Below are 23,053 nucleotides of genomic sequence, written 5' to 3' on the forward strand. Positions count from 1 at the left end.
ATCAATCAAACCCACTTGGGCAGCATCAACAGCGATTAACCAACGCCTTATTTATCGCACAACTTGCGGCAAATAGCACAGATATGTTGTATTTTCGGGCGGCCCAAAGCTGAGTGCCGCTACACCCAACGAGGGAGTTGCCCCAACATGGGTAAATTTGCCGGCAATATACAAATGCTGATCGTTGGCGCTAATTTGAGTAATTTCGCCATTGGCTGGCTGATCGAGACCTTGCCAGCTTGTACCATCCCAACGCGCTAGTGAGCCAGTTGCAACACTATCGACACGTTCGAATGGCCCACCAACATATAAAAAGTCATCGTCATCGGCCACCAAGACATTTGGCACTTGATCAAAGGTTGCAACCAAATCACTGCTTGTGCCATTGAAACGCCGTAGCTGATTGTGCTCAAGGAAGTAAAGCGAGCCACGCCAGCCAACAATTTGCAAGCTTTTTTGGCTATCGGTAATCCCCAAAATTGCAATTTCTTGCCAGCTTGTCCCATCCCACTGTTTAAAGTACGTCTGCCAATAACCGCGTTCACCACTTGGATCAACCGCATACAATTGATCTCCGGTCATCAAGACCTTATCGCGAATAGCTAAAGGATAGTTATAAGGAGCAAGATTGCTAATTTGGCCTTGATTGATCAAAACTACCCCTTGTAAGAAATCTCCATACAAATTGCCTAAAAGTTGCGAGCCTGAAATAGTCCAAGTACTAATCGCTGTGCTCGCGCCAAAGACATCGCTCAGCGTGCCATTGGGCTGAATTTGCCACAGATTTCGCGCAATGCTGCTAGTCGTGGTAATAGCGTGCTCGGAGCCAAAATAGCTGGTTTGATCATCAACCGAGAGCACTTGGAACAGCTGTGAAGCATTTTTGCGTAACAACGGCTGCCAACTAAGGCTATTCCAACGAAAAAGCTGTTGATCAAAGCCAATTAATGGGTTGTAATCGTTGGTATGGGCAATTGGTTGGCCTTGCTGGCCGCCAAGGCTAGCAACATTGGCATAGCGCATGGTTGTGGCAAGCGATTCAAGTTGCGTTCCATCCCAACGGACAAGGCTGCTTGGTTGACCATTGAGCGTAAAATCGCCCGCTAAATAGAGTTGGTTATCACGATCAGCAAGCGTGTCAATTCGGCGAATTTGCATTGGCAAGTTGACCAATTGCCAAGCAGCGGGCGTAAGTTGATACAGTTGTTTGCTATCACTTACATAAATTTGCTGGTTGGCAAGTTGGGTAAAGCTCATATAGGTAAATTTGAGCGACGTTGAAATACTATTCGTCCATTGATCGGTTTGCCAAACTTGTACTTGGGTATGGGTGCGGTTGGAATCGCTATAGATCGGACGATAGAAACCATCGTTTCCAGCAAATAACCATTGGAAATTATAGCGTTGGGAAAAATCCGGCCAAGGCATCTCGATCCATTCATCGTTTTGCCACAAGGCATAACTTACCACATATGGCTCTTCACCAGGATGGGTATGGGTTATCATCATGCGATCGTCAACGATCTTCATTCCACGTACTTCGTCAATTGGATAGCTGGGTATGCTCACAAGCTGTTGATTGCGCCAACCAATAATCCCGCTCGTTGGCTGACCATTGAAGCGATTGAAATTGCCTGCTAGATAGAGCGTATCGCTCATCACGCCTAATTGCCCAACCCGAGCAGCGGTATCATCGCTACGGCTAACCCCACTACCAACAGCCGCAAAATTCGTGCCATTCCAAAGGGCAATTCCGTTCAGTGGCGTTCCAGCTAAGCGCTTAAACCGTCCACCAAGATACAGTTGATCGTGATAATAGGTCGCAGCAGCCAGCGTGCCACTATCATCAGCATGCAGCCCATAGCCTTGCCACGTGCCTTGCTGGTTCATGGTGGCAAGCCCATTAACCAATTGACCATTGAGGTAGTTGAAATCGCCCAAAGCCGTTAAACTGCCATCATCAGCAAACACCAAATTAGTAATTGTGCCTGGGATATTGAGGTTATTAGCTAGACGCGAATTCCAAGTTCCAGTGATCGCTTGGGTGGTTTGGAGTTGGGTTGATGAGGATTGGTTAGCAGTTGTAAATTGAAATGGATCAAGAAGCGCAGCAGAATCATGGGCAGCGACCATCGGTGCTCGGCTGATAACGCCCAAAATTACTAACTGCATAACAACGAACAATAACAGTATCCGCCAGAGTGATAAACGGGTTGGCAACATTGGCAAACTCCTTAACTACTTTTTCCAATCATAAAATAAACTATGTAGGTTGCTATATACCAATTTTTAAACCATTTGTAAATGCCCTTAAGCACTAATGTAACAAAAAACCCTACTCCCAAACAGGAGCAGGGTTATCGTAGCAGTTGCTCAGCCAATGATTTAGAGCCAAGCCACCAACACATAGTAGACTAGTGGCGCAGTAAACAGCAGCGAATCAACTCGATCAAGCAAGCCGCCATGGCCAGGAATCAGGTTGCCTGAATCTTTAACTCCGGCTTGGCGTTTTAACAACGATTCAGCCAAATCGCCCAGCGTACCACCGCCCGCTCCAATCACGCCCAAAATAATTGCTTGAACCAAGGTTAATGGCATCCCTAAGAGTGCTACAATCCCAATTCCAGCAGCAATTGAAGCGATTGTACCGCCAACAAAGCCTTCCCAGGTTTTTTTGGGGCTAAGCACGGGAGCCATTTTGTGCTTGCCAAAGCTGCGGCCTGCAAAATAGGCTCCGGTATCCGAGGCCCAAGTCACGGCGAAGGTGGCGTAGATCCAGGCTGCACCCGTTTCAATGTTGAGCGAACTGAGTGGGCCGCCGCTGAGGGTTGGGCTGGTTGCGGCGCGGAGTAAGACAAAATGGCTAAGCATTGCGCCAGCATAAATTGCGCTACCCAAACTAGCTGCCCAAGCGTCAAGTGCGCCCGTGCGTTCACGCCGACTAATTTCATAGATCAAACTAGCCATTGCGCCCAAGGCCACAACTGCACCAGTTAAGTTAACCTTAGTTTGTGGTTGAGCTACAGCCGCAGCCACAAAGGCCAAACCAAGGCCAATCGCTAATGGCAAACGCGGATGATAGCCACCAGCTCGCAAAATCCGCTGAATTTCATAGATGCCGATCACGACTGCGGCGGCAATTAGGCCAGTTGTCCACCAACCGCCCAACCACACAATGATCAATACGACTGGAGCTAATACCAAAGCGCTTGCAATTCGCGTGCCCAACGTGGCCTCCTCTATGGGTTTATAGGCTGAGAACGTTGGTTAGCATACCACGAATTAACGTCCCCAAAAATGCAACACAATATCTTGATCGAAGGTTTTTTGACCATAATCATGCAATATTCGCAAGATTTGTGCCCGATGATCGGTTGCATGGTTGGCAAGTTGGACTAAAACCTGCCAGCGAGCCAAATTTATACCTGGCAATATGTCGGCCAATTGCTCATCGCTCAATTGCTCAACATAGCTGATTACTTGACCGCGCATCTGATTAAACACCTCGCGCACGCTGGCAATCGTCGGATATTCCAAGGGATCAAGATGTTTTGGCCGCTCACCAGTTTGCAAACCTGTGAGCCATGCCCGTTCGACGCTGGCAATATGCACCAAATGATTGCGCAGCGAACCTTGCGAATAGGGGTAATCGGCGCAAAATTGTTCGTCGCTCAAGCCCTCAATGCTCCCCCATATCCGTTGATCAAAATCGGCGTTGTAGGCCAATAAGCCTTTGATAACTGTCAGTGCTTGCATCACACACCTCAATTCAAAATGATCATCATCATCATAGCTTATTTGTGATAGTTTGTGAACAGATGTGCGTAATTGAGCATCATTCATTGGGCTGATGGAAACGTTCTCGGAACGATTATAATGCGCATATTGGCATATCATGTTTTTTGCAAGCAAAGCTAGGCAGGTTATGGAGCAGCAGGATATCAACGCCAACGTGCGGCATAATGTGGTTGTAAATGTGGCCGATGGGGCATTTTTTGGGGCGGCCACGGGCATCGCCTCGTTTGTGACGGTTATTCCGCTATTTATGCATACCTTAACCGATTCGGCCACCTTAATTGGCTTGGTTTCGGCAATTCACTCGGTTGGTTGGCAGTTACCCCAATTATTAACTGCGCGGCGGGTGGCCTCGCTGCGGCGCTACAAACCCATGGTGCTGCTGATGACAATCAACGAGCGCTTACCCTTTTTTGGTTTGGCCTTGATTGCCTGGTTTGCTGCTGATTTGGGCCGCGAATTAGCCTTGTGGCTAGCCTATATTTTGTTAATTTGGCAGGGCTTGGGTGGTGGCTTAACTGCAACCGCTTGGCAAACCATGATTGGCAAAATTATGCCGCATCGCTGGCGTGGCACATTCTTTGGAGTCCAATCCGCCGCTGCTAATTTGCTGGCTAGCGTTGGCGCGGTCGCGGCTGGCGTAATTTTAGATAAACTGCCCTCGCCACTTGATTTTGTAGTCTGTTTCGGAGTTTCAGGTGTGGCGATGTTTATTTCGTGGTCGTTTTTAGCTTGGACTAAAGAACCAAGCCGCGAGCCAGAACATACCCATGGTAGCCAACGCGATTTTTGGGCCAGCATCGCCAATATTCTCAAGCGCGATCGTAATTTTCGCTGGTTTTTGGCTTCGCGCATCATCTCGCAGCTTAGCTTGATGGCGACCGCCTTTTTTACGGTATATGCGGTGCAACGCTTTGGGCTTGATGATCAGACCGCTGGGATTATGACCGCGCTCTATTTAATCATTCAAACTGTCGCCAATCCAATTATGGGCTGGCTCGGCGATCGGATTGGCTATCGGCGGGTGATGGAAGCCGGAGCATTGTTAGCCTTAGTTGCTGGCCTTGGAGCGTGGCTCGCGCCAGCTTTGGGTTGGTTTTATCTGATTTTCGCGATTGCCGGCGTGGCCAACGTAGCCTTTTGGACGATGGCAATGGCTATGACCTTGGAATTTGGCAGCCTCGCCGAACGCCCAAGTTACATTGGCTTAGCCAATACCTTGGTTGCGCCAGCAACTTTAGTCGCACCGTTGATTGGCGGTTGGTTGGCTGATTCAGCGGGCTACAATTACACGTTTGCGGTAGCGGCGGCTGGTGGTTTGCTCACCTGGCTAATTCTACGCTTCGCTGTACGCGATCCCCAATCGGCTCACCCGATGATTGAGTCACAAGTAGTTGTGGTTTCGTAAGGAATTATTTTTTATCCACGAAGGGAATAGGCTATGGGCTAATGGTGATAGGCTATTGTTTGAAACGCTACAACATGTTCTGCTAGCCCAATAGTCCATAGCCTATAGCCATTACTTCTCTGTACCTCTGCGTTAAATATTGATGATAATCCCAACAATTGTTCCGATAGCCAAAAGCCAATAGCCATATTCCTATGTTCTATGCTCTATGCTCTTTGCTCTGTGGTCATCCTCGGCGGGCTAGCTCGGTGGCAATTGGCAAGGTTACCCAAAAGGTTGTGCCACGACCAAGCGTGCTGGTGGCCCAAATTCGCCCGCCATGCAACTCGATCAAGGCCTTGGTGATCGATAAGCCTAAGCCTGTACCGCCAATTTTACGGGTGGTCGAGTTATCGACCCGGAAAAAGCGCGTGAACAGTTTGGGCAAATCTTCCTCGGAAATACCCATACCTTGATCGCGCACCGCGATAATCACCGAGCGCTCGTTGGGCAAGGGCGGCGCACCAGGCGGCACTTTGCGCAATTCACGCACAATCAAGGCCACTTGGCCGCCGTTGGGCGAATATTTGATCGCATTCGAGAGCAAATTGGTCAAAATCTGACGCACTTTATCTTTATCAGCAAAGATTGGCGGAATGCCCTCGGGAATATCAATTAACAAACGGTGCTTTTCCGACAGCGTTTCGTTGAGTTGCTTGGTAATTTCGCGAATAATTTGGTGCAACGATACCACCCAACGATTCAGCTTGATCTGGCCTGCATCCAAGCGCGAAAGATTCAGCAGATCATCGACCATCTTCGAAAGTTGGTTGGCCTGATCATAGACAGTTTGAACGAACTCTTGACGCTCAACTGGCTTGAATTCACGCGCTAATAGCAACTCGGTATAGCCCAAAATCGAGGTTAGCGGGGTACGCAATTCATGCGATACCACCGACACAAACTCGTTTTTCATCTTGTCGATTTCACGCTCGCGGGTCACATCTTCAATCACCACCAAGCGCCCAGTAATTTGGTGCTGCGCATCTTTGACTGGGGTTGAACGCAATTTTAGATCTTGCAATGGTTCGCTCAAACGTAGCGCTAATTCGAGGGTTTCGTCGGGTTGGGCTTGGCATTCAGCAAAAAAATCAGTCAATTCCAATGGGTGTGAAAGCCGTTTGAGCAGCAAGGGCAAAATATCCCACGGCAAATACAGCGCAGTTTCATCGGCAGGCTGCTCAATTTGCCAAAGTTGATACCAGGCAGGGTTGGTGCGCAGAATCCGGCCTTCGCCATCGGTCAAGGCCAAGCCCAGCGGCAAACTAGCCAAGGTTTGTTGCAATTGCATGCGGGCTTCGAGCAATTCGCTATAACTGGTTGCCCGTTGCAATGGCCGCGCCGCCACATCAGCCAAGGCCTGAATAAAATAGAGATCGCGGGTTGTAAAGATTGGCTCACGATTGGTCGAAAGCACTAGCACCGCCCAAGCCTCGCCCTCGACCCGCACGGGCACAACGATTTCGGCCCGCACATCGGGGGTAGAAAGTTGCCATTCACTATCGTGGGCAATATCGGTCAACAAGGCGGCTTTGCCAGTGCGTGCCACCCGCCCAACCACCCCAACATTCCAAGGCCACGACGTTCGCTCGCTAATCCCAGCGGTTGGCGGGTAGCCCTGCGAGGCAATCAAACGATATTCGCCATGCTCACGATCAACCAAGTTAATCGCTCCAGCACTAGCTTTGACACTGTGGATGGCCCGTTGCAAGAGCGTCGTCAACAAGCTGGTTACATCAGGCGCAATTTCTAAATCGTGGGTTAATGCCCGTACATCAAGCTGCTGTTCGCTGCTGGTATGATGAATCGGTCGCCCCCAGTGGGCTTCGCCGATCGCGGTGGCCAGCAAGGGCAGCAAATTGCTCAATAAGGTGCGTTCGCTAGCGCTAAATGTGCCATTGCGGCGAGCTTCCAACACCCCCCACAAGCGGCCCTCCCATTGAATCGGCAGCCCCAAATAACATTGCATATCGGCTTGCCATTCGCTAGCAACAATTGCGCTAGTGGTAAATGGGCTTGGCGGCAAGGCCGGAGCAGTGTGTTGATCGATCACAACTGGTTGTCGCCGCCGCACCACCTGCATCATGCGAGTGTTATCCCAAACGGCGCTGGTACGATGCAACGGCAAAACCACTTGCGGACGAGCATCAGGCTCGTTTAATAAGGTTAAGCGTAAATCAAGCTGAGGATAGCTATCCGCCAACAGCCCAAAACAATGCTGCATGCGCTGCTCAAAGGGTGTGGTTGCAAGCAAAGTTTGGGCTAGGCTACTAAATAAAGCAAGCGTTGACATAGAATCCTCAAGGCTGTAAGTTGCCTCACATTTTAGTGGGCATTCGGAATTTGGTGACCCTGCTCGAACAATTCGCTAGCAGCCAAGGCAGCGCCGATAATGCCAGCGTTATTTTGCAGTGTGGCGGGAACCAAGGGCGCTTTGGTTTGCAAATACTGGCCAAATTTATCGAAGCGCTTGCTCACCCCACCGCCCATAATCAACAAATCGGGCGAAAATAAGGCTTCGATGCGGGCTAAAACCTCGTTGACTTTCTCGGCCCATTTCGGCCAATCCCAGCCTTTTTCCTCGCGCACCCGATCCGAAGCGCGATGTTCAGCATCTTTGCCGCGAATTTCCAAGTGGCCCAGTTCGGTATTTGGCACCAACAAGCCTTGGACGAATAAGGCGCTGCCAATGCCAGTGCCAAAGGTCAGCATCATCACCACGCCGTTATGTTCTTTGCCCGCGCCATATTTCATTTCGGCCAAGCCTGCCGCATCGGCATCATTGAGCATATGAAACGGGCAGCCAGTCGCTTGCTCAAACAATTGATCAGCGTTCGCGCCAATCCAAGTTTGATCGACATTGGCGGCGCTGAGGGTATAGCCATTCTTGACGATTGCCGGAAAGGTACAGCCAATCGGGCCATGCCAATTTAATTGTTGAACTAACTGCTGAACCGTTTGCGCAACTGCCTCGGGGGTTGCTGGTTGGGGCGTGCTAATGCGCAGGCGCTCGCCAATCATCGTGCCTTGGGCGACATCGACCAACGCCCCTTTGATGCCTGAACCACCAATATCAATGCCCAAAATTGCCATTGCCCTACCTCACTACTAGCCATGAATTGCTCTATTGTACTACGCTTGCAGTTCAATATCTGCCATGGTGGATTACCAAATGCCAACAATTGGGGCGGGGATGAAAATCAAAAGGCAAAAGGCAGAGGTCAAAAAGAGGCACTATGGGCAATCAGAGGTTGGTGTTAACGTAGAGGCGCAGAGAGGCTATGGGCTGATGACTATTGGAGCTTGGTTCGGTGATCAAAAGCCAAATTGTACACCTCACTCCCCAAAAATCCCATCCCAAGAGTATTCAGAATCAGTTAAAGCCTGCTGAGCAGTGATGATAATTTGGGACTTTTGTTCTGGCGTTAGATCATCAATATATTGATTGAACTGATTAGTTGGATCACGCAAGGGCAGAATTGGCGCTTGCAACGCTTCAACCAAAAATCGCCACGTAGCGCGGCATTGTTCAGCCAATGGTTGGGCTGGATCGGCAGCCGCTACAATTGCTAATTCAAGCAAAAACCCTGAGGTAAATGGTATCTGTGCATGATGCCGCCAGCGATGTAGCAATTGGCAACACTGCTTAACTTGGCTCGCTGCAATCAGCCATGCATTTCGCTGGAAGTTTGTGATTATATAAATCCGTTTATCAGTTATGACTTTAAAATAAGTATAGGTATGATCAACTGGTTGGGCGTAAATTACATCGATATGCATGCCAATTTCGAATGGGATACGCCAACCCAAGGCGTGGAAGTATGTTTGCGACCAATGTTCTTTCAGTAACGCTCCCAATAATTCATAATATACTGATACACCCTTGCCATCAAAGGCTGGCTCAGAGCAAAGAATGTTATAGCTGAGGTGATCATTGGTTGCAACGTGCTTTATCAGCGAACCACTAAGCTCCATATAAGCAAGATTTGCAAATCCTTGTAGCAGCTCGCAAACACGATCACGATATTGGTTAAGTTTTGTAATTGCTGCTAGTGTTGGTTGGCAATGCTGGATCAGCAATTCAAGCTCAGGTGATTGGGACATAGCGATTACTCCTCACAATCAAGTTCATCCCAGTTCAACATATCGTGGGTTAAACTCATAATCTGATCAGGTGGGTAGAGGAGACCAGCTACATCCTCTAAAACAAATGGTCGATATTGGAAAAATGCCTTAATAAAGCGCAGCGCTAGTGCATACTCAATAGCTCCACCGTGAACTTCTACGAGAATACAATTGTAGTAGCGTGATGGCATAAGTTGGTTAAGCCGCTCCCAACGTTGAGGCCGATCGATCCGTAAGACTTCTAGATTAAACTGCTCCATAGAGACCCAACATGCACTATCAGGCATATCGCTCCAATAAGCCTCGCCACTGAAAATCGAGGGTTTACAGCCCAGTTGTTCGATTAATCCTAGATACCGATCATACGTCATAAATTCGGTATAAAGACTTAATACCCTTGACATTTATAATTCCTTCCCAAGAGTACCTATTAAGATACACGAAACATCATATAGGTACTCTTGGATGTAGAGCTAGTTTTTCAAATAATCCAACAAGGCTGGATAACTCCTAATAACTATTACGCCAGTTGCTTGCATTCCTTTTATTGCGTGGATAGAAAAATCTTTGTGTGTTGCATATAAGACCCTAGGCTTATTAGATGGGTTTACATGTGCCCATTTATACTTTTCCATTCTGTTTTGCGGCCTTGATCTACAGCCTCAACATAATCAACTGCAACGGGAAGATACTCTTCGTCAAATTCCAATGCCGAGTAATACGGCAGAATCCAACCCTTGTTATAGAATAAATCGGTAGTACTCGTATCTGTCAAAGCAGCACCACATAAACACAATAATCGCATAAATTCCCCTATAAGAATTCTACTCATTCACTTTGATCGCTTGGGTTGGCCTCATCGGGTGCAACCTCTGGATCGCGTAAAAAATTATGTGGAGTTGTTTCGGGAAACTCTGGTTTAAAAGGATAATAACCGGGTGTATTGGGATGGCTAATCCACAAACGCTGACAGCGATCACACTCATAAAGAAATAATGATTGATCAGTTCGCCATGTCGCGGTCATCACAACATCAAGCGTTGTAATAGTGTATTGAGGCGGGTAATTGGCGACAATCCATTCAGAACCCTTGCCCTGTTGAATGGCCTCTACATAGCCTAATAATATTGGAATATAGTCTTCGATCAGATGACGATACGCATAAAATGGCACCATCCAGCCTTTATTATGCAAAGAGTCATCATCGCTAACATCGACAATAACATGACCACAAGTGCAGTGTAATCGGCTCATGTCCAACCTCTTTCTGAAAAGCGATTTAGTCGTATTACAAACAGTGTTTATTTATGATTAATGGCTCATACTTTTTGTAAAGATGTTTATTCTATCTTCGAACAATGTGGATTATATCTATAAAAACCCATTTTACTGTAGCCTATTGTTCCTATAGGCATCAATAATTTAGAAAAACTTTGTCAAACATAATTAGGATTTATTTAAGCGAAAAGGCGGCCCTTTCCAATTCATTTGATGATCAACAATACAGGTAAAAGCCTCTTCGAAGGTATCAAATGACTTCACAAAATCACCTGGGCCTAAACCACCTTCATGATAGACGGCTGCTGCACACCAACGATCTTCTTCTGTATCCATATAAATTTTAATTGGCCAAGTCTCGCAGATTCTCTCACCATCATTTGTAAATCTAATCTCATAATCAGAAAGTGTATTTTTTCAACCAAGGTTAGCCTTCTCCAGAAGGTATAGCGATACGCTAAACCTATGATATCAGCCTTATGTTGATAGTCTAAGCCTAAATCTACGCAACGCGACCGGATTACTACATGATAATCTAATATTCCCACAATCTGCTCCCTACGTCGTTTTACAATTCAACGCCAAACCAACAATGAATCGTTGGCTTTGCTTGTACATAACAATTCAGCGGATCTTGCCATAATTTAATCATATTCATATCATCATGGGCACGATATGTCCAAAAACGATTCGGCGTAATGATGCAATCATGGAAGCAAAGCAAGGAGTTTTTACCTTGACGGATTAATTGAATTGATTGGCGAATATACAGGCCAAAGCTGATAATTTGGTTAGTTGAATCGGTTTGTTGTATTTCAATCAATGCTGTCGCTTCCAAGGGCCAAAGATCGAGTGTCCCAGTCAGGCCTAAGCGATTAAAGGTAAATCGATAGTGGGTTTGATAATCGTCTTCCTCAGGCAAGACTTCCAACGCATCGATCAGATCAATCACATCCCATTTAAGTTTTTGGCCCATACGCAAGTTTCCCTCCCCTAGCCATCGCGCTTGAGATAACCCCGACCCATTGCGATCTCAACTGCTTCAATATTAGCCATAAGCTCGGCTGGTGCTGGCAGCCACTCGCCGAGTGCTCGTCGATACAACACCAATAAAATCTGGATTGGCGTATCGAATAAGAGTGGGCGTAATGAATAATGCTTGGTTGAGTTGTAATAACTGAGCATTGCCTCAATCAAGGCTTTTAGTTGGGTTGGCTGATTGAGAATAACATCACCCGCTGAATATGTATAAAAGCCACTGGGCTGACAAAACATTTTTTCAAAGGCTTGAATCTGAGCATAAAAAAGTTGACCAAATTCTATGAGTACCGTCCAAAGTAGAATATTGCTACCTTCTTCGCTGGTTTCCGCTAAAAACCAAGGATCATATTCGTAATCCATCCCCATCAGCTGCTCCTTGAAATTCCAATGTACACGTTCAGGCCTTCACTTTACACCACACGAATCCATAAAGCACTCCATCTGTGGTTGGGTTTTCAGCTCAAAGCCCAAGCTGATACCAACCTGATAAATTGCTGATTTACATCTGAAAAAGCTATGATATAATCCTCACGCTGTGTTAAATGCTGGAAAATCAGCTTTTAGCGCTGTCCTCACGCCACGAAGGCGGGTTGTATCAAGAGAGTCGGTGTGGAATGCCGATGCCGCCATTGTGGCATCTCTCCCTGAATCGTAGCAGCGTTGCTACCACCAAGCTGCATTCCCAGATGCCCAGTTTTGCATCCACCGCGTACCTCCGGAGGTTTCTGTTGCGACACATTGCCCGTTTCTTGGCGCTTGGTTGTCTGCTCGCCGTGAGCATGACCCCCATCCGAGCGCAGGCGAACCCAACCTTGTGGGCTGCTGCTGCATCAACCGACACCCTCGTTCTTGCTTCTGGTCAACTGACCCTCGCCCCGAATGCGGCCCAAGCGGCTGCGGTCTATGGCGCATACGCCCGTTTTGGAATGTTCGATAGTGCTCCGCAAAACATCGCTCCCGCCAATCAAGTGACGGTTACATGGGGCGCAACTGTGCCCGCTGCCGCTAGCGTGCGCGTCGATGTGCGTGGCTTCAATGGCCAACGCTGGAGCGATTGGACGCTCGATGTGCAATCGGGCCAAACCGTAGCTTTTGCCACCATTGCCCGCCAAATTCAATATCGGTTGGTGCTATTGGCCAACGAGGCCGCGCCAGTCGTTGATTTTGTGCAACTTGCCCCCAACACGCTTGCCGAAAACGATGCCATCAGCATTATGGAAGATGAGCCGATTGCTCCAACCTACCACATTCGGGCTACCCGGATGGGCTTGGTTGGCGATCGCACTGCCAACGGCCATATTATTCAGCCAAACGATTGGTTTGTTTCATTGCCATCGTTTCGCTCACTCTCATCGCGGGGCGGCGGCGAATACATGGCGCGGCTTTCCTATCGTGGCAAGTCGATTGTTGTGCCAGTTTGGGAAGTTGGGCCATGGAACATTCACGATGATTATTGGAATGTTGAGCGCGAGAAATTTGGTGATTTGCCCGTCGGCTGGCCTCAAGATCACGCTGCCTATTTCGATGGCTACAATGGTGGCTGGGCGGAAAAAGGTCGCGTGCGCTTCCCCACCGCTGCTGATGTCGGCGATGGCGCATGGGTTGCTTTGGGCATTCCATTTAACGATGAACAAGAAGAACTTGATATTACCTTCTTGTGGCTAGGCCGTGACCCTGGCGATAACCCCGACCCCATGCCAGTGGGCAGCGTTACGCCTGAGCCAGCCCCAATTGAAGAATTGCCTGCGGGCACGATTCAGGTCGATAATCAAGGCGAACAATTCAGCCGCTCAGATGTGGCGTGGTATGAATTTTCGTGTGGCAAAAATCGCCATTCGTTCTGGACCTTCTCGACCAACCAGCCTGAAGAAGCGGTCAACAACGCCCGTTGGACAACTCCGCTTGAAGCTGGCGAATATAGCGTGACCGTGTTTGTGCCCTACTGCCCCAACGGCAAGAGCGATACAACCTCAGCACGTTATGTTGTGCAACATGCCGATGGCGAAACTCAAGTTGTCGTCAATCAAGCGGAACATGCTGGCAATTGGGTTGAGTTGGGGCGCTATCGCTTTGATGGTACTGGCTCAGTTAGCCTCAGCGATTTAGCCGATGATCGCATGAAAGCCATTTGGTTTGATAGCGTGCGCTGGACAAAATAAGTTCAATTATTTAGCGATCAAAAAAGCAGGGCTTGGAATCACCCAAGCCCTGCTTTTTATTTAACCTAAAGCCTGATTATGGTTGCGGCGGAGTAGCCAAGAAGTTAATCCCGACTACGGGCAAGCGAATCGTACTGCCAGCAACGGTTGAGGTAACGTTGAAGGAATAGATATTATCAAACTCGCGGGTTCCAGCCGGAGTTTCAGCTTCGGTTACGTTATTTCCGCTATCAACCACCAGATAGACTTTCCACGTACCAGCTTGATTGAACAGCGATTGCCAAACAACTAATGGGCAATCAACGGTTGCGGCAGGGCAGGTTCTACGCCAAAGCGTATTATCAGCAAAGCCATCGAGCGTAAAGGTGCCATCCTGCGGCAAGTTTGCCCGATTGACCTCGGTAAAGATCACCCCGTATGGATAAATCCCCTCAGCATTGCGACTTGGTGGTACATCAGCCGAGCCAGGTGGCAAGACGTACATATCCACATAAAACGTACCGGGCATCTCGAGATCGGCATCGAGCACATTTTCGGTATCACCTGAGCCAGGCTTGATGCCATTTTTCAAGGTTGTGCTAAATGCGCTAATGCCTGCTGGGGTAACCGTAGACATTGTAGCGTTATCAACATACAAGTTTGGGTGACCATCAACTTTATATTTGATTCGCACATGGCGCAAAATCGGGGTGGCTTTCGGCAAAGAAGGGTCTTGGGTTGTCATCAACGCCTGATATTGGAACCATTGGCCTTGAATGACCGTTGAGCCAGCTGCTGTATTTTGGCCATTAATTGAATATTTATCGGTGCCAGGCGAGCCATCGACAGTTTGCCATTGGGCCGACTCTAAACCTGCACGGGTGGTTGCGAGCCGATATTGCATTTGAACATCGGTATTAATGGGGTCTTCGGGCGGCACTGCTTCAATCGTTGCATCCCAGATCATTTGCTCAATAATGGCAGGTGCTCGTAATTGAACCGGCGGTGAGCGATAGATCCCAGGTGAAGGATAGCCACCAGAATTAAAATCAAAGTCGTCGGCGGTACCAACCCTACCAAAAATTACGTCATTCTGATAGGTTGTTCCAAGCCGAATACCACCATACATATAGGCAACTGGGCGATTTTCAATCCTAATTAGCTCAAGACCATGCGAAGCCCGCGCTTCATCGGCTTCAAGGGCATTTTCCGAAACCCGGAAGTTGCTCTGACCAAAGACTGGTAAGCTGAAGCTATTAACATTAATGTAGGAGGTATAGATCCGATTGGTTGGATTTCCAATCGTACCTTGCCGACCGCCAACCACATAGATTTTTTGGTTAACCCCGATCACCCGTGGGCCTGAAAGCGGCTCGGGCAAAACATAGCGCTGCGATTCCCAAGTAAGCATGCCTGTGTTGCGGTCAAGCCGACCAAGGAAGGCTTGGGCTGAGCCTTCGCGGGTAAGCGAACAGCCGTTGGCTTGATCGCCAGTGCCTAATTCGAATGTTCCGCCAACAACTAACAAGGCGCGATAGGTGCTGGTGCTCGTTTGGGTGATGCCTTCAGTTGTAACTGCATCAAAGTTGGTGGAATCCATGGTATGTAAGCCAACTTTGTCATCACAGCCACTGGTAGGGGTAAACATATCGGGCGTAATTGGTAGGTCGGGCATTGATTGCCATGGCCCAAGCACCCCATTTGGTCCCACCAAGGTTCGACGAACCGTGCGCCGTGCAAAAACTGGCGCAAATAAAATTGAGGTATCGCGGGTTCGACCACCAATCAGGTAAATATAGGTCTGACCTGTATCAGTGGTATAGGCAGTTGCAGTCGTATTAATTAATTTTTCACCAACAGTCAAGGCCTGGGTTTGCCACGCGCCTAAGTTTCCGTTGGCATCAATTACGCTTGAGTAAATCGTATCAACATACTGGCTATCAAGATCCGATGCGTTTTGACCACCAAAGGTATAGATAATCCCTCTATTTGGGTCACTAGTATGGGTAATGGCCACTGTGCTCATACGAGCTAAGGCTAGCGGCAAGCTTTGGGGGCTTTCATCCCAAACGGTCGTTTCCCCCCCAAGGCTCAAAACCGATGATTGACAAACATCTGGAACGGGAGCAAGCACCCCTGCCGAAGACGCAATCCCACCAATCGTATAGAGATGATTTTTAAAGCTGGCAGTCCCCATATCAGCCAGACGGCGGCAGATCGTATTATTGGCATCCGACCATTGGGCCAATGCCCCTTGTGGAATAAGCTGAACCCCGCCATAGGAAACCCCACCAATTACTTGATCCTGTTGGGTTAGACCGGTCAAGCCAAAATAACCGCTCGCAAAATCACCGGCATTCAGCGAAATAGTGGCATTCAGCGAGATTGCCGAAACTGAAGAAACCAAAGTAGCCAAAAGGGTAACAAGAATCAGAAATGAGGATAGTACTCGTTTGCGCTGCCTATTGCGAACCATAGTAAACTCCTTACTATTGAATACGCACAGCCATTGGCTGTGCGTATTCCATGACCTCTCGATAATTGTACTAGAACTTAGCTTATTCTGGGCAAAGTCCCTTGAAGGCTTCGTTCTCAGCGATGATCAGGGTATATTTGCCCAAATCAATCATGCCTTCAGCATCTTCAGGGATACTGAATGGGATCGCATTGCGATACACAATATCCTCGGGTGCTTGCAAGCGGTTGTACAGTTGTGGCAAGTAGCTTGTGCCAGCCAAGCGTGGGTCACGGGTCGAGTTATACATGTTTGGATCAAGCGTTTCGCCTGCACCCAAGGGGAATTCACTCCAAGCCGTTACTCTGCGTTCAGCGACAAAGCTATAATTGCCAGGTTCTGGTACTCTAAAGATTAAGCTGCCAGTTGTTGAAGCTTGCATATTGCCCATCCCAGCAACAACTGCACCAGTACTATCGCGAACAGTAATCTTGGCCGAAGCTGCTGGAATAAGTGCATCGCGCTCATAGCATGGTTGGGCCAAGCTCTCAAGAATCGCAATAAGCGCATAGTTGAGCGAGTTTGGATCTTTGGCGTAGAATGCCCCACCAGTTGAAGCAATCCGATCAATCCGCAAGTCTGAAAGACCATAGGTTTGTTGGTCGCCCACCAAGATCGCGACGATACTAATTGGCCGCTTGGGCGCTTCTCGATTGCGTGCACGATCGGAGACTTCGATCAATGATGCAATTGGAGCCTTAGCATAGCCATTGCCGCTGCCTTCGCCATTCCATGGACAGTTGGCTTGCACATCAGGCAAGTCGGTGATTGGATAATCAGGATGGCCTTCTGTTCGCAAATTGCCTCGGGTTGGGTCGTTGGGTGCCTTACAATATTTATACGAACTGCCACTAAGCGTATAATGTCGTCTGATTTGACTATTTTGTTCACCGATTTGTGGGCCGTCGTACATCACATTGGTCAAGCCGTCAGTCAGCATCATCATAACCAGCTTGATTGGGCGACCAAAACGATCTTTACGTGAATCAGCACCCACATTGTCGAAGTAGCGAATCCCTTCATTCAAGCCTGCTGCTCCAGCCGTACTACCATTCATGTTGCCAGAAGTGATCCAGTTGATAAAGGTAGTCATTTTAGCTTTCATGGCCGTAGTACGGGAGCTGATACTGCCTACATCACTGCCAGATGGTGAATTGACAAAGCCAAATGAAGGGCTGTCAGTTCGAGCGCCGCCACTGAAGCGCACAACTGCAATCCGGTTATCGCCACCTTTACCAATCAGTTCTTCGTTAGGGAATAAGGTTGCATTGTTCATGTTTGCGCCTTCTGGGGCATTCCAAACATCAAGCATCTTATACGAGAACTTGCGCAAGAACTCTTTGACCAGATACCAGCGAGCGTTGGCGTTGGTGCCACAAGTGTTCTGGTTGTTCCAGCACCATTTCATCGAACCAGAAACGTCAACCACCAACGCAATATCATAGCTAGTTGTGGTAATACTTGGCAGGTACCAAATCAACTTTTGATCAAGGGTTACCTTAACTTCAGGTGGTGTTGGTGGTAGGGGTACGTCAACACATGGACAGTTGGAATTCGCGTCAACATAGCGTAGTGTAATGGTATTGCTAGTAAAGTTCGTCAATATCACCCGTACAAAGCCACCTGATCGGAAGCTAGCATATTTAGGGGTTGTGCCTGTGTAGCTGAGTTTGCTAAAGGTTGGCAGCAAAATTGGCTTACCACTCTTCAGCGCATTCATCAACGAGGTTAAGGCGGTCGAACCTGGGGTTAGCACACTATCCGAAACTTTGATCCAGTCCTCATTGTTGATGATTCCATTATTACTGGTATTGCTATAACCAGCTGGCGGTGTGGTTTCGGTCAAACCTTTGATCAAATCACCGCTACCGCCCAATGATTCCTTCAAGCGATTGTCGGCGTTGCTACCAGCCGTCCATTCAGCCCAAACGAAGTAGTTCTTTTCATCGACAGCATTGGTAATTTTGTTTTTTGTCCATGTGAGGGTAACGCTCTGACCTGGCAACGTCCCCAACATCTTGTCGGTCGAGACCGCGATTGGGAAGACATAGGTCGCACATTGACACCAAGTTGCTTTGTTATCAGCTGAAACTTCGAGCGTATCAACGCCTAAAGCCTGGGCAAAAATTGTGTTGCGAGCCGAGCGAACTTCCACCCGAATCCCATTGAGTTCAGTTGGCACGCTGCCGCTGAATGTTCCAACTGGGTATTCAACCCGTGAGCCACGTTGGGTATAGAAGGCTCGATAGTAGTTTACGGTTGGGTCGAGGTTCGGCCAATCGCCGACGATTGGCTGGGCGTTGGTGATCCCATTAGCAGCCAAGGCGGCTTCGATTGCAGCCACAACGGCGTTATCGTTGCCATCGACACCCAACGTTTCCAAGCCACTGATGGTAGCAGCAGTTGAAGCTGCTTGCTGTTGGCGTTGGCGACTAAACGCTTCGCCTGTATCAATGGCTAGTGCAGCGAAACCAATCAAGACGAAGAACAAAATAGCAGAGAATACTAATGATTGTCCTGCGACTGGTTGGGCTACACGTCGCATCATGCGACTTAAGTTCATAGCCAATCCTCCGTAAAAATAAAGCTCAATACCACTGTCGTGATAGATATTAACTAAGGTAAGGTATGTTGTTGAATGGCGGTTAGTTCAATCCATTGGGCACCCAACAACGAAGCGAATGAAAAGAATGGTTTATAGCGATAGCGAACGCTAACCCGAATATCGCAAAATTGGCGCATCATCGTCGCTGGGTTAGCACAATCCACTGGTACACTATTTGGCACTGGACTTGGGATAAAGGTAATAGTAATTCGATCTGCTTGAACACTGGCTGGATCAGCTGCCCCATTGTTATCAAGATCAAATAAGTTGACAAAGCGTGCGCCTGTGCCATCCGAGGGAGCACCACTTTCATAACGTAGCCGGTCGCGAATTTCTTGGGTATTGATAGTTCCATCACTTCTTATTGGAAACAATGCCCCATATGAAACGGCCTCGTAGGCGGCACCCTTCAAACCCTGATGGGCAAAAAAGGCTAAACCAAGATCAATAATTGCTGAAAGAAAAAAGAATAAGACAGTCACGGTTAGCGCAAACTCAACCAAGGCTTGGCCTGCCTTTTTGCGCTTGTGTTTAAGCTTGAGCATGGTCAGATACCTCATTGATTAGCGGCAAACCGAAAGTGGGTCAATGCTCGAAAAATCGTAGCGGACAATCGTGCGGCGCGAGGTTGCGTCAATAATTCGTCCATCTAGCAACAAATCGCCAACCGGGGTAAGCGGTTGATATTCATACTCAACCTGTACCTGCATAATATAGCCAGCCTTACGATAGATCGTTGGGTTAGCCGAATCAACAACTTCGGCAGTATCATTGGCTGTACGCTTATATCCCATCTTAACATCTGATGGTTGGATGCCTATCGTGGTGCGTAAGGCGGCTGCCCGAATCAAGCTTACACAATCGTCGTCTGCTGTATCATAGCCAATTTCAGAAAGTGCCCGCACTGGTGGCCCTGATGAAGCTTGTTCGGCCCCACGGCGGGCGGCATAGTTGGCTTGCGACCAGGAATAAACAAAAAAGCCCATTTCAATTGATGCGAATAAGAACGTCATAATAAGGGGAAAAACCAAGGCAAACTCAACAAGGGCTTGCCCTCGCGATTTTCGTTTCATACGTACCTCCCGTGTTGGTTATGCGCATACGTTCCACGTTTGGAGCTTATGGTCAGTATACACAAGTCAATGTCGATTAGCCTATAGTGCGATAGTACCAATTTTTGTTTAAGAATTACCATAAGCTATTATTGATCAATCTGCCAGACTATGCCACTCCATTGAATGCCAAGGCTGCGGGCATCGTTGGGTAGGCTGGGGTATTCGGCGGCATAATCGTTAGGTGTCCAGGTTCGACTGAGGCTCAACTGTAGCAACCAATCGTGCTCGGGCAAGGCTGGCAGTTGCCAAGTTAACACGGTTGGTTCACTGCTGCTCAGTGGTTGACAGCCTAATGGCTGACTAATCGGCTGCTTGATCAAATAGCTGGCACTTAAACAAAGCTCAACTGGTTGGTTTACGAGTGATGGTGGTACTAACCCTAATCCTACACTAAAGCTTAAGTTTGAGCTAGTGGCAACCGCTGGCATAATCCAATTGGCATTGCCAGTCGTCCAAGCATAACGTTGGTTCGTTTTGGGGTTGGTTTCAACTGGGTTGATTCCGCTATGCTGCCAACGATAGTCGTCAATCGCAATGATTTGCTGACCAGTCATTGGCGTAGGATCAGCCACCAGCCGATACATGCGATAGGTAAAGCGTACATCGCCCGCCGTAAAGGGCTTTTGCAGTTGGAGTTGTTGCCATTCTTTTAATGGTAAGTCAAATAGCTCAATATTTTCGTAGCGAAAGCCCGGCAAATTAAGCATGCCACCACGTGAGCCAAGCATCACATAGACTGGGCGACCTTGAGCTTGCCAATTGCGCACTTGCTGGGCCAGTAAATCGCGATAGGGCGTGGGATCATCGCTGTAGGCCACCAAATAATCGCGATCAAATAAATAGTGCATTGGCGTAGCAATATTGGTCGAGGAATCACGGTCCCCACCGCGCATGAGCACAATTGCATTTGGCTCAGTTTGGTTGGCAAGTTCAGTCAGCGCAGCTAACGCACCTTGATATTCAACATGGGCAATCGTGCGCCAGCCAGTTGCCGCAAAAAACAGCAGCATCGCGGTCGCCATCGCGCCACTAGCCACTCGCCAAAGCCAGCGCGATTGAATCAAGCCCTTGGCCAAGAGCCATGCCATGCCCAAGGTGAGCATTGGCACCGCGCCTGGAATAAAGCGCCGCGCAATATAAATGTAGGTTTGATCGGCAGTGCCATACGAATCATTGACACTAAACGCACCATACAAAATACCCAACAGCAAGATCAGCCATGAACTGCGATTCATGTCGCGCCAAATCCAGAGCGCCAAACCTGCGATACCTAAGCCAATTCCCAAGGGCGAAAAATACCAACCCAGTCGTACCATATTGCCATAGGCGATCGCCGTTTGGCGTGGCTTAATGTCAGGAATTGGCAAAATCCCGCCGATATAGCTATTCCAAGTGCTGGCATGCTCAATTGGATGCAGAAGTGCCGCGCTTGAAAGATGCTGTGGCCGAATAAAATAGGCGTAGCTCGCCAACAAGACCAAGCCCACAGCCACGCCACCCAACAACCAGCCTTGCCAACGTTGGGTTTGCGCTTCAACCCAATTCAGCAAACGTGGAAACCGCCACAAGGCCCAAAGCACGAATAGACCAAGCAGCACCAAACCCAATTCAAGTGCTAAACGACTGTTGCTCTCTAAAATCCAAGCTTTGGAGTTGTTGCCACGAATATCTTGCAACAATGGTGGATAGAAGGGGTGCACCAAACGCGAGATAATCGCAAAATCTTGGAACTTGCCCCAGGTATTGTTCATAAAATAGAGCCAGCCAATGGTGCTGATGTGAATGGCGGCATGCACCATCATCAGGCCAAAGCCGAGCAGCATGGCAGTTTCGCCCATACGCCAGCGGCGGCGAATCAGCGCTGCTGCCAAATACAGCACAATTGGAAAAACCCCAAAGTAAAATTCGAGCCGCATCAGCGCCAGTTGACCAATCGCCAAGCCACATAATGCGCCATACCATAAACTACGGCGGGTACTACGCTGATCAGGCGCGATTTGGCTGTAGGCGGCCCACATGGCCAAGCCACCCCAAACTGTCCACTGCGCTCCAGCTTCAGCAGTCGAGTAGCGGCTAAACCAAATTTGTAGGCTATTCAGGCTCAGCAAGCCTAAAGCTAAAACGCCCATCCAAGCGCTGGCCTTGCCACGCACAACGCGCCGCCCAACCATGGCCACACTCCACGCACCTAGCCAACCCAAATAGCCCGTGGCCAGCAAGCCGCCATACAAGCCAAATAAACTCGTCCAGATCGCGATCCAAGTTGGGTAGAGGTGAAAGTTATTGGGATAAGATTTGCCCGCCGCCGCCGATTCCTCGGTCATAAAAAAGCTGGGTTGATGAAAGCGGGTGCTCAAAAAACGCTCAGGATCTTGTTTGCCAAGCAGGTTGCTGTAGGCTTGTTTGGCTGGCTCGGAGAGATTGCGGTCGTTGTAGTTCATTGCCCGCACAATCTCGGCCACCAAAGCTTCATCTTGGACAATGCTGCCAGTGCGCTCAATCGCAAAACCAGTAACTGTGTAAACCCCAGCATCACGCCCACCCAAAACAGTTTCGAATGGGCGAGCTACGATTGCCGCAAAAATGAGCAAGCCAATGATAAACAGCCAACGCTCCCAAGCTGGGCGAGCCTCGGTAGTTTCGAGTGGAGCCAGACCAAATTTGTGGCTCAGCCACCAACCTAGGCCACAAAAAAGCGCTGTGCCAAGCACCAAATGCAGCAAACTAAACCAGCCAAGGCTTGCCAAGACCAAGCCCCACCAGCCTGTCCACAGCGCACTCACCGTCATACGCTCAAACTGACGATCAAGCCAATCGCTGCTGCGATGACCAAAACGCCCCCAAACCAGGCCAGGCAGATAAAGCAACACTGGGGCTAAAAGCAAACCAAGAATCAACTGCATAACACTTCCTTCGCAACGCTCGGGTTCCATGGTTGAGCAAATAGCAGTGATTATACTTGATCACGCTGATTGAATTGGCCAAAAGCTCAAG

Annotated in this window: 18 protein-coding genes; 2 read left to right on the top strand and 16 right to left on the bottom strand. The window is 48.6% G+C overall.

Going from position 1 to position 23,053, the window contains the following annotated elements; genetic code table 11:
* Window positions 1–51: 51 nt before the first annotated feature.
* From LCH85_23040 to LCH85_23050, 3 genes are all read right to left on the bottom strand, one after another.
* Entirely contained in the window at window positions 52–2,223 is a 2,172-nt protein-coding gene (locus tag LCH85_23040) for a hypothetical protein (protein MCA0354882.1), read from the bottom strand.
* Window positions 2,224–2,385: 162 nt separating this feature from the next.
* On the bottom strand, window positions 2,386–3,228 hold the full coding sequence (locus LCH85_23045) for a phosphatidate cytidylyltransferase (protein MCA0354883.1): 843 nt from the start codon (window positions 3,226–3,228) through the stop codon (window positions 2,386–2,388).
* A 54-nt stretch (window positions 3,229–3,282) separates the two neighbouring features.
* Window positions 3,283–3,756: a DinB family protein gene (locus LCH85_23050; GenBank protein MCA0354884.1), complete on the bottom strand. Its 474-nt coding sequence runs from the start codon at window positions 3,754–3,756 to the stop codon at window positions 3,283–3,285.
* A gap of 169 nt (window positions 3,757–3,925) precedes the next feature.
* Between LCH85_23050 and LCH85_23055 the strand changes: the two genes are divergently transcribed.
* Window positions 3,926–5,203, top strand: a complete 1,278-nt coding sequence (locus tag LCH85_23055; GenBank protein MCA0354885.1) for an MFS transporter — start codon at window positions 3,926–3,928, stop codon at window positions 5,201–5,203.
* A 226-nt stretch (window positions 5,204–5,429) separates the two neighbouring features.
* On the opposite strand, the gene LCH85_23060 is transcribed toward LCH85_23055, so the two are convergent.
* The 8 genes from LCH85_23060 to LCH85_23095 form a co-directional block, all read right to left on the bottom strand.
* A complete protein-coding gene (locus tag LCH85_23060; protein ID MCA0354886.1) occupies window positions 5,430–7,535 on the bottom strand; it encodes a GAF domain-containing protein in 2,106 nt (701 codons plus the stop codon).
* A gap of 32 nt (window positions 7,536–7,567) precedes the next feature.
* Window positions 7,568–8,335 carry an ROK family protein gene (locus LCH85_23065; protein ID MCA0354887.1) on the bottom strand — a complete coding sequence of 256 codons (768 nt, stop codon included), beginning with the start codon at window positions 8,333–8,335 and terminating at the stop codon, window positions 7,568–7,570.
* Window positions 8,336–8,578: 243 nt separating this feature from the next.
* Window positions 8,579–9,346: a hypothetical protein gene (locus LCH85_23070; protein MCA0354888.1), complete on the bottom strand. Its 768-nt coding sequence runs from the start codon at window positions 9,344–9,346 to the stop codon at window positions 8,579–8,581.
* Between the two features lie 5 nt (window positions 9,347–9,351).
* Window positions 9,352–9,771 (bottom strand): hypothetical protein, encoded by a 420-nt coding sequence (locus tag LCH85_23075; GenBank protein ID MCA0354889.1) that lies wholly within the window; start codon window positions 9,769–9,771, stop codon window positions 9,352–9,354.
* Between the two features lie 424 nt (window positions 9,772–10,195).
* Window positions 10,196–10,621, bottom strand: a complete 426-nt coding sequence (locus LCH85_23080) for a hypothetical protein (protein MCA0354890.1) — start codon at window positions 10,619–10,621, stop codon at window positions 10,196–10,198.
* Between the two features lie 192 nt (window positions 10,622–10,813).
* Window positions 10,814–10,981 (bottom strand): hypothetical protein, encoded by a 168-nt coding sequence (locus LCH85_23085; protein ID MCA0354891.1) that lies wholly within the window; start codon window positions 10,979–10,981, stop codon window positions 10,814–10,816.
* A 232-nt stretch (window positions 10,982–11,213) separates the two neighbouring features.
* On the bottom strand, window positions 11,214–11,621 hold the full coding sequence (locus LCH85_23090; GenBank protein ID MCA0354892.1) for a hypothetical protein: 408 nt from the start codon (window positions 11,619–11,621) through the stop codon (window positions 11,214–11,216).
* A gap of 17 nt (window positions 11,622–11,638) precedes the next feature.
* Entirely contained in the window at window positions 11,639–12,052 is a 414-nt protein-coding gene (locus LCH85_23095) for a DUF6086 family protein (protein MCA0354893.1), read from the bottom strand.
* Between the two features lie 362 nt (window positions 12,053–12,414).
* Between LCH85_23095 and LCH85_23100 the strand changes: the two genes are divergently transcribed.
* Complete coding sequence (locus LCH85_23100; GenBank protein ID MCA0354894.1) at window positions 12,415–13,845, top strand: hypothetical protein; 1,431 nt, start codon at window positions 12,415–12,417, stop codon at window positions 13,843–13,845.
* A 76-nt stretch (window positions 13,846–13,921) separates the two neighbouring features.
* Here the strand turns inward: LCH85_23100 and LCH85_23105 are convergent, their stop codons facing one another.
* The 5 genes from LCH85_23105 to LCH85_23125 all read right to left on the bottom strand — a co-directional run bounded on the left by LCH85_23105 (window position 13,922) and on the right by LCH85_23125 (window position 22,962).
* Window positions 13,922–16,300, bottom strand: coding sequence for a hypothetical protein (locus tag LCH85_23105; GenBank protein ID MCA0354895.1), 2,379 nt, complete (start codon window positions 16,298–16,300; stop codon window positions 13,922–13,924).
* Between the two features lie 82 nt (window positions 16,301–16,382).
* Entirely contained in the window at window positions 16,383–18,902 is a 2,520-nt protein-coding gene (locus LCH85_23110; protein ID MCA0354896.1) for a VWA domain-containing protein, read from the bottom strand.
* 53 nt (window positions 18,903–18,955) lie between these two features.
* The gene (locus tag LCH85_23115; GenBank protein ID MCA0354897.1) at window positions 18,956–19,489 is read right to left on the bottom strand and encodes a pilus assembly protein; all 534 of its coding nucleotides are present in this window, start codon (window positions 19,487–19,489) and stop codon (window positions 18,956–18,958) included.
* Window positions 19,490–19,507: 18 nt separating this feature from the next.
* On the bottom strand, window positions 19,508–20,017 hold the full coding sequence (locus LCH85_23120; GenBank protein MCA0354898.1) for a pilus assembly protein: 510 nt from the start codon (window positions 20,015–20,017) through the stop codon (window positions 19,508–19,510).
* 128 nt (window positions 20,018–20,145) lie between these two features.
* On the bottom strand, window positions 20,146–22,962 hold the full coding sequence (locus LCH85_23125; GenBank protein MCA0354899.1) for a hypothetical protein: 2,817 nt from the start codon (window positions 22,960–22,962) through the stop codon (window positions 20,146–20,148).
* Window positions 22,963–23,053: the final 91 nt, after the last annotated feature.

Source organism: Chloroflexota bacterium (assembly GCA_020161265.1).
GTDB lineage: Bacteria > Chloroflexota > Chloroflexia > Chloroflexales > Herpetosiphonaceae > Herpetosiphon.